The 12,290-nt window shown below is 64.2% G+C and carries 12 protein-coding genes and 1 pseudogene; 8 read left to right on the plus strand and 5 right to left on the minus strand.

Annotated elements, in window-relative coordinates; genetic code table 11:
- Nucleotides 1-274: 274 nt before the first annotated feature.
- Nucleotides 275-436, minus strand: a complete 162-nt coding sequence (locus tag M3461_00135; GenBank protein ID MDQ3772898.1) for a hypothetical protein — start codon at nucleotides 434-436, stop codon at nucleotides 275-277.
- Nucleotides 437-650: 214 nt separating this feature from the next.
- Between M3461_00135 and M3461_00140 the strand changes: the two genes are divergently transcribed.
- Nucleotides 651-2,477 carry a hypothetical protein gene (locus tag M3461_00140; GenBank protein ID MDQ3772899.1) on the plus strand — a complete coding sequence of 609 codons (1,827 nt, stop codon included), beginning with the start codon at nucleotides 651-653 and terminating at the stop codon, nucleotides 2,475-2,477.
- Between the two features lie 157 nt (nucleotides 2,478-2,634).
- Here the strand turns inward: M3461_00140 and hemF are convergent, their stop codons facing one another.
- Complete coding sequence (hemF, locus tag M3461_00145; protein ID MDQ3772900.1) at nucleotides 2,635-3,558, minus strand: oxygen-dependent coproporphyrinogen oxidase; 924 nt, start codon at nucleotides 3,556-3,558, stop codon at nucleotides 2,635-2,637.
- An 82-nt stretch (nucleotides 3,559-3,640) separates the two neighbouring features.
- On the opposite strand from hemF, the gene hisB reads away from it, so the two are divergent.
- The gene (gene hisB / locus M3461_00150) at nucleotides 3,641-4,234 is read left to right on the plus strand and encodes an imidazoleglycerol-phosphate dehydratase HisB (GenBank protein ID MDQ3772901.1); all 594 of its coding nucleotides are present in this window, start codon (nucleotides 3,641-3,643) and stop codon (nucleotides 4,232-4,234) included.
- Nucleotides 4,235-4,255: 21 nt separating this feature from the next.
- On the plus strand, nucleotides 4,256-4,900 hold the full coding sequence (gene hisH / locus M3461_00155; protein MDQ3772902.1) for an imidazole glycerol phosphate synthase subunit HisH: 645 nt from the start codon (nucleotides 4,256-4,258) through the stop codon (nucleotides 4,898-4,900).
- A gap of 238 nt (nucleotides 4,901-5,138) precedes the next feature.
- Here hisH and M3461_00160 read toward each other — a convergent pair whose 3' ends face one another.
- Both M3461_00160 and M3461_00165 read right to left on the minus strand, forming a co-directional pair.
- Entirely contained in the window at nucleotides 5,139-6,569 is a 1,431-nt protein-coding gene (locus M3461_00160) for an Nramp family divalent metal transporter (GenBank protein ID MDQ3772903.1), read from the minus strand.
- 30 nt (nucleotides 6,570-6,599) lie between these two features.
- Nucleotides 6,600-7,226 (minus strand): glutathione S-transferase family protein, encoded by a 627-nt coding sequence (locus M3461_00165; protein MDQ3772904.1) that lies wholly within the window; start codon nucleotides 7,224-7,226, stop codon nucleotides 6,600-6,602.
- A gap of 162 nt (nucleotides 7,227-7,388) precedes the next feature.
- On the opposite strand from M3461_00165, the gene M3461_00170 reads away from it, so the two are divergent.
- The 4 genes and pseudogenes from M3461_00170 (at nucleotide 7,389) to M3461_00185 (ending at nucleotide 10,272) form a co-directional block, all read left to right on the plus strand.
- Complete coding sequence (locus tag M3461_00170) at nucleotides 7,389-8,132, plus strand: YebC/PmpR family DNA-binding transcriptional regulator (protein MDQ3772905.1); 744 nt, start codon at nucleotides 7,389-7,391, stop codon at nucleotides 8,130-8,132.
- Between the two features lie 37 nt (nucleotides 8,133-8,169).
- Entirely contained in the window at nucleotides 8,170-8,679 is a 510-nt protein-coding gene (ruvC, locus tag M3461_00175) for a crossover junction endodeoxyribonuclease RuvC (GenBank protein MDQ3772906.1), read from the plus strand.
- A gap of 13 nt (nucleotides 8,680-8,692) precedes the next feature.
- Complete coding sequence (gene ruvA / locus M3461_00180) at nucleotides 8,693-9,295, plus strand: Holliday junction branch migration protein RuvA (protein ID MDQ3772907.1); 603 nt, start codon at nucleotides 8,693-8,695, stop codon at nucleotides 9,293-9,295.
- Between the two features lie 490 nt (nucleotides 9,296-9,785).
- Nucleotides 9,786-10,272: pseudogene (locus M3461_00185) on the plus strand (GNAT family N-acetyltransferase).
- A 305-nt stretch (nucleotides 10,273-10,577) separates the two neighbouring features.
- Here M3461_00185 and M3461_00190 read toward each other — a convergent pair.
- Complete coding sequence (locus M3461_00190; GenBank protein MDQ3772908.1) at nucleotides 10,578-10,844, minus strand: hypothetical protein; 267 nt, start codon at nucleotides 10,842-10,844, stop codon at nucleotides 10,578-10,580.
- A gap of 238 nt (nucleotides 10,845-11,082) precedes the next feature.
- Between M3461_00190 and M3461_00195 the strand changes: the two genes are divergently transcribed.
- Nucleotides 11,083-12,269, plus strand: a protein-coding gene (locus M3461_00195) for an IS3 family transposase (protein ID MDQ3772909.1) whose coding sequence is annotated in 2 segments (ribosomal slippage) — nucleotides 11,083-11,341 and nucleotides 11,341-12,269 — 1,188 coding nt in all. Because the reading frame shifts where the segments join, the coding sequence is not laid out codon by codon here.
- Nucleotides 12,270-12,290: the final 21 nt, after the last annotated feature.

The raw sequence follows: 12,290 nt of genomic DNA on the forward strand, positions 1-12,290 counted from the left end.
GAGGCGACCAAGGCCTCACCAACAGGCCGGATATATGGGAGCAACTGCGCTACCGACCTCTGCCGTCAACGAGCGAGATGCTTGCAAATCGGAGGAGTCCATATATGGGGGTAAAGGCGCTGCGGCCAGGAAAAAGCTTGGTCAGCGCGTGTAGGGCTGACCCCCACCCCACCCTCCCCCGTCCGCAAAAAACACGGACAGGGGAGGGAGTTTCCCGCGCTGCCCCTTCGTTCACCGCATCCCGCCCGCACTAGCTCGTCGTTATAGGTCGGGATTATTCTATGACTTCAAACCTTATTTCTTTGATGAGCGTCGCCATGTGTTGTTCCAGCGCACCCACGCGCTGACTCAAAAAGTGCAGATCGCCCTTGATCTCGGCGATGTCCCCGCGGATCGCGCGTAGTTGGTCCAGGACCAGGTTGTCTATTTCAGTCATCGCTTAGAGATTGGCCGGCCGGGCCTGGAGTGCCGACTGCCCTTGCACCGGCTAGACCGTCGTGGCCTGCTGGACCACAGACCCCGGCGCCACCTTGTTGATCTCCTTCCGTATGATATCTTGATGAAAATAGTTCCTCCCCGAGGCGCGGCTCGCTTCATGCCGTGGTGATAATTAGAGCGGCATGACGCTATGATTGTCAAGGGGTGGAGAGATGGAGGGCCAAGCGCAGACGATGAGCATTCGCTATTTCCTTGCAGTCCTTTTCTGCATAACGCTCGAGGCCGACGCCAATGGCGCGCTCGAGGCCGTCGCTGCGCCTCCATCCGACACGCCGGCCGAGCCACCGGTCGCCACGCCGCGTGCCCAAACCGATAGCGGCTGGAGGTACGAGCGGGAGGCCGAAGCGTTCGATACCGCGAGCGTGGGTAAGCCCGGCGACCGCTCTGCCGCCTCCGGCACCAAGGCATTGGTGCAGTTCGGCTGCCGCGACGAGCCGCCCTGCACGCCGCAGGCGGGCGATGTCCAGTACGGCAAGCTGGAGGTGCCGGAGGCGGAGCATCTGTGGATCAGCCTGCGCTATTCCAAGAACGGCGAGCCCAGCGCCTCCATCCAGATCTTCCTCGACGACGAGAAGGGCGCGCGCACCGAGCTCACACCGGAGGATCAGAGGTCCTGGAACGACTTCGCCTGGAGCGATCCGATGGACCTAGGGGCGGTCGCGGCAGGCACGCATAGGCTGCGCTTCTCGACCGCGGGTCAACCGAACGGCGTCGCCGATCTCGACAAGTTCGTCCTGAGCCTCATGCCCGTCGTGGATCCCATGCATTTCCTGGGGCTGTCGGATGACGAGTTTCTGGAACGCGTCTCGCTGGCCGCTTTCCAGTTCTTCGTGGAGCAGGCCCATCCTGAGACCGGTGTCGTTAAAGACCGCGCAGGAAATGTTGCGCAGGATGACTATACGGTAGGTAGCACCGGAGCCACGGGCTTCGGACTCGCCGCCCTTTGTATCGGAGCGAAGCGCGGCTGGGTGAGCGCGCCGGAGGCGAGCCGGCGTGCGCTCGATACCTTGCGCTTTTTCCTAGACCGCCCCGCGAGCCCCCAAGGCTTTTTCTACCATTTTCTCGATCTTCGCAGCGGAGAGCGATCGTGGGGCTCGGAGGTGTCCTCCATCGATACCGCTCTGTTGGTGGCCGGGGCCATCACGGCCGGCCGCTGTTTCGCGGGCACCGAAGTAGAACGGCTTGCAAACACGCTATATGAGCGCGTGGACTGGGACTGGATGCGGACGGATGGCGGTGCCGTTCCGCAATCGCTCACGATGTCGATGGGCTGGATGCCGGAGCACGGGTTTCTTCCAAACCGCTGGGACTTTTACAGCGAGCTGATGGTGTTATACCTGCTGGCGCTCGGATCGCCCACCCACCCCATCCCATCCGGTAGCTGGCAGGCCTGGAAACGATCCGAAGGAGAATATGGCGGCCACCGGTGCATCGAAGGCGGCCCGCTGTTCATGCACCAGTACACCCACGCCTTCGTGGATTTCAAGGGCCGGAAAGACAGCCTGGGCTATGATTATTTCGAGAATTCGATCCGCTGTACCCTGGCCAACCGTCAGTTCACGCTGGATCAGAAGGATCGATTCAAGACCTACGACGACGACGTATGGGGACTGACGGCCTCGGATACGCCTGCGGGTGGCTACGATGCCTATGGCGCCCCTCCGTCGGGCTGGGCGAGGCACGACGGTACGGTGAATCCATCGGCGGCGGCGGGTTCCATCATCTTCACGCCCGAGCTTTCCATCGCGGCATTGCGGACCATCTACAACCGCTATGGGCACCGGCTCTGGGGCCGCTACGGTTTCGGCAGCGCGTTCAACGTGGATCGACGATGGTGGAGTCGGGAGGTGGTCGGCATCGATACCGGCATCACGCTGCTCATGATCGAGAACTATCGCAGCGGACTGATCCAAGACGTATTCATGTCGCACCCCGCGGTCCGCAAGGCGCTGGACGTGGCCGGCTTCGCACCGAACTGAGAGGTTGAAAAAAAGCGGCGCGAGTCAGGGGAGGCGGGATTTGCCGGGGCGCTACGTCAACGACTCCGACTCGTCGCCTGCACTCACCGAGAGTCGCGCCGCGGTTCGAGCCGGGATCAGGGCACCCACGGGGGGGTGCCCCTACGCCTGCCTGCGCTCACCGCCACTCGCGCGGTTCGAGGAACCTTTCGTAAAGCTCGGCCTCGGGGCTGCCAGGCTCCGGGCGCCAGTCGTAGCGCCATCTCACGAGCGGGGGGAGCGACATGAGAATGGACTCGGCGCGCCCCCCGGACTGGAGACCGAACAGCGTGCCGCGGTCGTACACCAGGTTGAACTCGACGTAACGCCCGCGACGGTAGAGCTGGAAGTCGCGCTCGCGCTCCCCATAGGGCCTGTCTTTGCGGCGCTCCACGATCGGAAGATAGGCGGGCAGAAAGTGATCCCCGACACTCCGCATGAATGCAAACGAGCGCTCGAAACCCCATTCATTCAGATCGTCGAAGAACAGCCCGCCGATCCCGCGCGCCTCGCCGCGATGCTTGATGCGGAAATACTCGTCGCACCAGCGCTTGAAACGGGGATAGACCTCGGTGCCGAAGGGCGCGCAGGCCTCGGCGGCCGTGCGGTGCCAGTGGCGTGCGTCCTCCTCGAAGCCGTAATAGGGGGTGAGGTCGAATCCACCGCCGAACCAGAAGACGGGCTCCGCCCCATTATGATCCACACGGTTTTCCGTCTCGGCCAGGAAGAACCGGACGTTGGCGTGGGAGGTGGGGACATACGGATTGCGCGGATGGATGACGAGCGACACGCCCAGTGCCCGGAAACGCCGGCCGGCCAACTCCGGTCTGTGGGCGGTGGCCGATGGCGGCAGATAGCTGCCGAAGACCTCGGAGAAGTTGATCCCGGCCTGCTCGAAGACCCGCCCCCCAGAGAGGACGCGCGTACGCCCGCCACCGCCTTCGACCCGCTCCCAGCGGTCCTCGCAAAAGCGTGTGGTCCGATCCTGTCCCTCGATGGCCGCGCAGATCCGCTCTTGCAAGCCATATAGATAGGCCCTGACCGCCTCAACGTCGATGCACACCGCCGACCCCCGCGTTCCTCCCACCCCAGGTTGAGGCTATGCTATAGGAGGTTATGTTATAGCATGGCAAGGGAAAACGCCCATGGGTGAACGCCAGGCCAAGATAGAGCGGAACACGAACGAGACCCGGATCGTGGTCGAGGTCGAGCTCGACGGTAGCGGTCGAGCCAGCCTCGCGACCGGCATCCCGTTCCTCGATCACATGCTCGACCAGGTCGCTCGCCACGGGATGATCGATCTCATGGTGCGCGCAGAGGGAGACCTGCACATCGATGCCCACCACACGGTCGAGGACGTCGGCATCACCTTCGGCCAGGCCCTGGCAGAGGCCCTGGGAGACAAGCGCGGGATCCGGCGCTACGGACATGCCTACGTGCCGCTCGATGAGGCCCTCTCGCGCGTCGTGCTCGACTGCTCGGGACGGCCGGGTCTCGAGTTCCATGTCGAGTTTCCGCGCGCGCGGGTCGGGGATTTCGATGTGGATCTCAGCATCGAGTTCTTCCGGGGCTTCGCCAACCACGCCCTCGTGACCCTCCACATCGACACCCTGCGCGGGCGCAACACCCACCACATCATGGAGACCGTGTTCAAGGCCTTCGGCCGCGCGCTCCGGATGGCCATCGAGACCGATCTGCGCCTGGGCAGCAGTGTTCCCTCCACCAAGGGCAGCCTCTGATCGCAGCTCATGGCGCGTCCCATGGAAACCGTCGTCGTCCTCGACTACGGGATGAGCAACCTGCGCTCGGTGGCGAAGGCACTGGAGCACGTCTCTCGGGGGCGACACCGCATCGTGGTGAGCGGCACGGCCGCCGATCTCGAACGCGCCGAGCGCGTGGTGTTCCCCGGCCAAGGGGCCATGGGCGAGTGCATGTCGCACCTCGGGACGATGGGGATCATCGAAGCCCTGCGCGAGGTCGTGCACACCAAGCCCTTCCTGGGGATCTGCCTGGGCCTGCAGGCGCTCATGGACTGGAGCGCGGAGGGCAACGGTACGGCGGGCCTCGGTGTCTGCTCGGGCCGGGTGCTGCGCTTCACAAACGGGCTCACGGACCCGAACACCGGGGAACGGCTCAAGGTACCCCATATGGGTTGGAACGCCGTCTCAGCCACCCGACCCCATCCCCTGTGGGCCGGGATCGCCCCCGGCGAGCGCTTCTATTTCGTACACAGCTATTACGTGGCGCCGGACGACCAAGATTGGGTCGCGGCTACGACCGACTACGGCCCGTCGTTCGCCGCCGTGCTCGCGCGAGACCGGATCTTCGCCGTGCAGTTTCACCCGGAGAAGAGCCAGCGGGCCGGCCTGCAGCTTCTCGAAAACTTCTTAGAATGGGAGCCATGAGCGAGTCCACATCAACGGCATTCGACGTTCCCAGCGAGCCCGCCCTGATCGTCGATGTCCCGTAGTTTTCCACATACCGGTAGCGAATACCGGCATCCTCGTTGCCGCGCCTGGTTCGAAGGGGCGCATCGACGACCCAGGCCCGTCCCGCTCGAATCAGTACTTTTTCAACACCTGTACGGTCTTGAGACGCGTACGAAACAAATACTTGTGCCGAGACCACGAAGCTCCTAGCTAGCTAGGGGGTCTCCCACACGGCCCAGAGATAGGCCAAGGCCAGCGCGAGGTAGGCCAGGAACGAGACGAGCAACAAGAGTCCCGACCAGGATCCCGGCCTGGCCCAGACGGGCAACTCGGGGGCGAGCAGGCGGTGATTCAAGGAATACAGGGCTACCGGAAAGATCACCGTGCCCCCGAAACCGATGAGCGCGCTCGTCAAGATCAAGGGGCCGGGGGCATCGAGGAGCATGGTGAACGAAGTAATGACCGTCAAGAGCGCGAGGAAAAAGAAATACCAGTGGCGCGTTTCAATTCGCCGGGCGCGCGGGAACAGCACCTGGACGATGTCGGCTTGCATGCGGCTCACGGCATCCGCGGTCGCGAGCCAGGTGTCCGTGAGGAAGGCCGCCGCGACCACCAGGAACAACACCCGTCCCACCTCGCCCCAGCCGGCCTCGAAGAAGCGACTCTGCACCACCGCCAGCTCGTAATCCTGGGGCAGGAGGCCTTTGGGAAACAGGAGGGCATAGGCAAGCAGGCAGGTCATAAGGGTCGTGAGCAGATTGCCGCCGATCCCGATGAGCACATCCGAGCACAGGAACCGGCGCCATCGCCGCCAGCGCCGCGCCGTCTCGGCCTCCGCTTCCGGTAGATAGCCATCGCTGGTCACGGGCTCGGGTCGGCCGAAAAGCGGCCCGGTGATGCGCCCGACGTGGGCGGCCATGCCGCTGCCCTTGTCGCGCAACCAATAGGAATAGAACAAGACCCAGAATCCCCCGAGACCGGCAAAGGTGATCGCGGTCAAGAGCTTGGCGGCATCGGCCATCTCCCAGGGCCGCGGCAGCGGGCCCACCGGTCCTGCGAGGCCGCGCGCGAATGCCGGGGCCGCCGCCATCACTTCGGGTTCCAGGCAGGCCCACAGCAAGCCCGCGACCGTCACCACCGCGACCAGTTTCATCAACCGCTCGATCAAGACATAGACGACCTTGCTGAGCACGATGGCCACCACGAAAACCACGATGGAGGCATACCCCCAGAAGAGCGCCTGGCCGCGCGCGCTCCATCCCTCCGGAAAATGCGTCAAGGCCGCGAGCGCCGTGCCCCCGGCCGACGCGAAGGCGCCGAACCATAAGAACGACAGGCTCATGAGCACCCACAAAAACACCCCGAGGCCGCGGTTCAAGCGGATGAAGCCGTGGAAAATGCTCTCTCCGGTCAAGAGCGTGTAGCGCCCGATCTCGAAGTTCAAGGGGAACTGCAACAGACAGGCGGGGATGAGGAGGCACAGGAACGTGAGCCCATACTTGGCGATGATGTAGGGCCACCAGATCAGCTCCCCGCTGCCCTGGGCGAGCGCCATCCACACGATACCCGGTCCGAATGCCGCGATGAAACCGGGAAAGGGCGGCAGAGGCCGGCGTTCCAGACGGAACGCCCTGCCACCCGTCATGGCCCTCCGCTCGTCATTGCCCTCCGTCCATCATTTGCTCTCCGGCGGCGCCGAATGCCTCCAGGCCGCGAGCCTTTCGATCCCCGCGTACCAGCGGCGGATCTCGCCGTAGGGCTCGATGGGATAGCCCGCGATCGCCGTGAGGCAGAGGGGCGCACCGACCGAATAGTCGGCCAAGGTCACCCCATCTCCGCACAGCCACTCGCGGCCCTCGAGATACCCGTCCAGGACCTTCGCGAAGCGATGGAAGCGCAGCTCGCCCTTCATGATCTCGGCGGGGTCGGCATCGCCCTGCCCGATCGCCTTCTTGACCAGACGCTCGTAAATGTAGACCCCGCACGCAGCCCCGAAGTGGGCGAGCCCCCAAGACTGCCAGCGGCTGATATCGGCCTGGGTCTTCGGGTCCGCGGACCAAAGTCGGTTGCCGGGCCGCTTGGAGCAGAGATACTGCATGATGGCGTTCGACTCCCAGAGCACGAAATCGCCATCGACCAAGATCGGGATCATATGATTCGGATTGAGCGCCACGAACTCCGGCCGCATCTGCTCGCGCCGGAAAAGATCGACGGGAACGAGCTCGCAGTCCAAACCGAGGTGATCGAGCACGGCAAGGGCCCGGCGGGAATTCGGAGAGGGCGGGAAATGATAGAGCTTCATCGAGACCTCCTTCGTGTAGAGATACGCCGCGCCCCCGCGAGGCAGGGTCTATTATTGCACAATGACCGAGCGCGACCGGCACAAGCGCTGCCGCCCGCGGGAGTCCCGCGCCGCTTGACTTCGGGTACACTGTCGCCGGTCTTTCCACGGGCTCAGCAGGCGATGGCCGGTCACAGCAAATGGGCGAATATTCAGCACCGCAAGGGCAAGCAGGACCAGAGGCGGGGCAAGCTCTTCACCCGTCTCATCCGCGAGATCACGGTCGCCGCGCGCATGAGCGGGGGCGACGCATCGGCGAATCCACGCCTGCGCGCGGCCATCGACGGCGCCCTCGCCAACAACATGACCAAGGACACCGTGGAGCGCGCCATCAAGCGCGGCGCCGGCGGCGGGCCGGGCGAGGACTACGAGGAGATCCGTTACGAGGGCTATGGGCCGGGCGGGGTCGCGATCATGGTGGACTGCATGAGCAACAACCGCAACCGCACCGTGTCCGAGGTACGGCACGCGTTCGCCAAGGCGGGCGGGAGCATGGGCACCGACGGGTCGGTGGCCTATCTCTTCAAGAAACAAGGGGTGCTGGGCTACCCCACGGGTAGCGACGAGGACCGCCTGACGTCCGCGGCGCTCGAGGCCGGGGCGGATGATGTGGTGGTCAACGACGACGGCTCCATCGATGTCCTGGCCACGCCAGAATCGTTCGGACGGGTGCACGACGCCATGGCCGCTTTGGGTTTGAATCCAGAGCTGGCCGAGATCACCATGCGCGCGACTGCGAGCGCGAGGCTCGAATTCGAGGATGCGCAGAAGATGACACGGCTCCTGGAGGCCCTGGAGGACCTGGACGACGTGCAGCGCGTCTACTCGAACGCCGACATCAGCGAAGAGACCCTGGCTCGCCTTTAGGGCTTGAGTTATTTATCTTCTTAGTCGGCCGGCCCCTTTGACCCGCATCCTCGGCATCGACCCGGGATCTCGCGTGACAGGCTTTGGCGTCATCGACAGCGACGGTCAGAAAAACACGCATGTCGCCCACGGCTGCCTCGACGTCGAGTCCGGAACGCTCGCCGATCGCCTGCGGCTCATCTTCGAGGGCGTCGGCCGGGTGGTGCGACTCTACCGGCCGGATGAGATGGCGGTCGAGCTCGTGTTCATGTATCGCAACCCCGATTCGGCCTTGAAGCTCGGCCAGGCACGGGGCGTCGCGGTGGTCGCCGGTGCGCTCGCCGATCTCCCGGTATTTGAGTTCACCCCGGCCGAGGTCAAGCTCGCCATCGTGGGGCTCGGCCGCGCCGACAAGGCCCAGGTCCAGCACATGGTGAAGGTTCTGTTGCGGCTCGATGCGGCACCCCCATCCGATGCCGCCGACGCGCTCGCCGTCGCCCTGTGCCATGGACACACCCGCAGTGCTCCCCTCCCCTCCCGGCGCATGCGCGCCAAGCGCTGGGCATGATTGGGCGCTGGGCATGATCGGCCGGATCCGCGGGGTCCTGCTGGAGGCCAGCCCCCCGCATCTGCTCCTCGAGGTCGGGGGCGTGGGCTACGAGATCGAGACGCCGCTCAGCACCTTCGAGCGCCTGCCCAAGCCCCAGAGCGAGGTGCGACTCTACACCCACCTGGCGGTCCGCGAGGACACCCATTTACTGTTCGGTTTCCTGACCGAGACCGAGCGTCGCCTGTTCCGGGCCTTGATCAGAGTCAACGGCGTCGGTGCGCGCACGGCGCTCGGGGTCCTGTCGGGAACCACCCCCGAGGAATTCGCGGTCTGGATCGAGACCCAGGAACTCACCCGGCTCACGCGCCTCCCCGGGATCGGAAAGAAGACCGCCGAGCGCCTCATCGTCGAGCTGCGCGATCGGATCACCGACTGGCGGCCCGGCGTGTTTCCGGGCGGCGCGGCATCGGCCGGCGCTGCGTTTAGCGACGCAAAAATGGATGCGATCAGCGGCCTCGTGGCGCTCGGCTACAAACCCCAAGAGGCCAGCCGCCACGTCCAGTCCCTCGACACCGAGGGCCTGTCGAGCGAGGCCATCATCCGCGCCGTGCTGCGCGGGCAATTGCAGGCCTAGCCATACTTATGGAATTCCCCTTTCCGCATTCCGCTCACTACGGCCGCATGCCCCCCATTGTGGGGTTGCAGCAGCGCGCAGCGCCTCGAATAATGTCGCTGGAAGCCAGGAGGCACTGAAGGCCCGGATACTGAACGGCCGCTGTGCGCCGAACGCGCGCCGCGCGCAATCCCATGGAAACGGAAAAGGACGCCGTTTCTCTAACACGGTAAGGGTTCCCGGATCCCTCCCCCGCTGGTGGAATTCCTCGCCGAGGAACTGGATATCAACATCCAAGGCGGTGGTTCGACCACATTTCGCCGCCAAGCCCTGGCAAGGGGCTTCGAGCCTGATGAATGCTTCTACATTCAACACGCCGAGCTGGTACGCGGGAAGAAACAGATTGATGGCCAGGGCCAGGGAGTAGCCCTGCTTGGCGCGCCGAGGATGCAGCGCGAGATCCCGAGCGCAGCAGGTTTTTTCACAACCTCAGAGAACGGGGTGACGGGTCATGGCGGCCTGCATCACCGTCCGCCCCATCGAGCCAGGCGATCTGGCCTTTCTATTCGATGTCTACGCCAGCACGCGCCTAGAAGAGCTGGCCGTGACGGGCTGGAGCCCCGCGGACATCGAGACGTTCCTGCGCATGCAGTTCTCCGCCCAGCACGCCTATTATCGAGACCATTATCCAGACGCAGAGCTGCAAATCATCCTGGCAGCCGATCCGGCCGGCCGGTCGCCTGTATGTCAACCATGGCGCGGAGGAGATCCGCCTCATGGACCTCGCCCTCCTGCCGGCCTACCGCGGCCAAGGGATCGGCTCATCGCTCCTCGATGCGCTCCTGGCCCAAGGGCAACGGGCCGGAAAGTCCGTCACCATCCACGTAGAGAAGCAAAACCGCGCCCTACGCCTCTATGAGCGACTTGGCTTCGAGAGGATCGCCGACCGCGGCGTGTATTGGTTCCTGGAATGGCGTCCCCCCCGATTAGGTAAATAGCCCCCTGAATGGCTCGGTGACTGGCCCCCCAACAGAGACCAGCTGCCGGCCATGGAAGTCCAGGATCTCGTCGCGCGCATCTCGACCCCGGCCACCGCAACCGCCTTACTTCGTTTCGAGATCGTCAACCGCGAAACAGATGCGGTTGAAACCAAGCTTGGCGGTGAAACCCGCGCCGGTCGAGGGGGTAGGAAACCGCGTGAGCTCCGAAGTAGGCCGGCATCTCCTCTCGGTCGACCTCACCGTCCCGCAATAACTCGCTGATACGCTCGTTCAGCCGGTTGGTCTCCTTGACATAACCCTAGCTAGTAGAGCTTAAGTTGCATCTCTAGGGTTTGATCGGAGATGCCGTTGAGACCGCTTAGATCGAATTGTTTCGGTGTGTAGGCCAGCTCTCCTCGCCCTCCTTCAGGGCCTTGAGCGTCGTGGATGCGGGCCGCGAGCGCTTGCTCCACGCTCGTCGCGGTCACCTGGTCCTCGCCGATCGCCGTGGCCCCGGTCTCGCCCGCACCGTGACTCTCCGGCGCGACGAGCAAACACAGGGATAAAAGCGCCCATCTTTTCGCACACATAACACCCCTCCACGAATACAAAGTCTCGATTTCGAATACTTGGCAAGAGCAAAAATATCCACGCAACTGCTGAAGGTGTCATTCCGGCGTAGACGGGGATCCACTCCACAGCGCCTTCCTCGATCCCGGCTCGCGGCCCCACGGCAATGCTTCCATGTCTGCCTCGCTAAGAGAGGCTCTCTGCGATGGGCTGGAGTTGACCGTGGACACTTCATCTTTTGGGAAGGAGGAGTCCACGATGTCGAAACGAAGAAGTGCATATCCGCCGGAGTTCCGGCGACAGATGGTCGAGTTGGTCCGGTCAGGCCGCAACCCGGAAGAGCTGGCGCGGGAGTTTGAGCCGATGGCGCAGGCGATCCGCAACTGGGTGGCGCAGGCGGCCCGAGACGAAGGCCGGCGTGCCGATGGCCTGACCACGGCCGAACGCCAGGAGCTGGGTCGTCTGCGGCGGGAGAACCGCCAGCTCAGGATCGAGCGCGAGATCTTGTCAAAAGCCGCGGCCTGGTTCGCTCGAGAGACCGGATCGATCCCCTCGAGGGGTTCGAATTCGTGAAGAGGAATCAGGCCGACTATCCGGTGGCTACGTTGTGCCGCATCCTGGGGGTCTCCACCAGTGGCTATTACGCGTGGCTGAATCGTCCGGCCTCGGCACGGGCGCAGTCCGATGCCCGGCTGAGCAAGCGGATCCGGGCACTGCATCAGCGCTCGCGTGGCAGCTATGGGGTTCCCCGTATCCTGGAAGACCTGCAGGAGGAAGGCGAGCGGGTCAACCACAAGCGGGTGGCGCGCCTCATGCGCTCGGCGGACTTGGTCGGGATCAGTCGACGCAAAGGGTTCAAGACCACCGTGCGGGATCGCGATGCACGGCCAGCCCCCGATCGGGTGCAGCGGTGTTTCACAGCAGACCGGCCCGACCGGCTGTGGGTGGCAGACATCACCTACGTTCCCACCCTGGCAGGCTTTCTGTTCCTGGCGGTAGTCATGGACGTGTGCAGCCGCCGCATCGTGGGCTGGGCCATGGCGACCCACCTGCGCACGGAGCTCATCCTCGATGCGCTCAACATGGCGATCTACCAACGGCGACCGCAGGACGTGATCCATCATTCCGACCAGGGCGCGCAGTACACGTCCATTGCTTTCGGAGCGCGCTGCAACGAGGCTGGCATACGACCCTCCATGGGTTCGGTTGGCGACTGCTTCGATAACGCCATGTGCGAAAGCTTCTTCGCCACGCTGGAATGCGAGCTGCTGGACCGCAGCCGCTTCGAGACCCAGGCCGAGGCCAAGATGGCCATCTTCGATTTCATCGAGGGCTGGTACAACCCGCATCGTCGGCACTCGTCCATCGCCTACTTGTCACCCGTCAACTACGAGAGGAGGATATGTTCAACACCGAACCCGCAACCACCGCAATGCACGGCTTGAATCCCAAACCGTAAATCGTCC

Source organism: Pseudomonadota bacterium, assembly GCA_030860485.1.
Taxonomy (GTDB): domain Bacteria; phylum Pseudomonadota; class Gammaproteobacteria; order JACCXJ01; family JACCXJ01; genus JACCXJ01.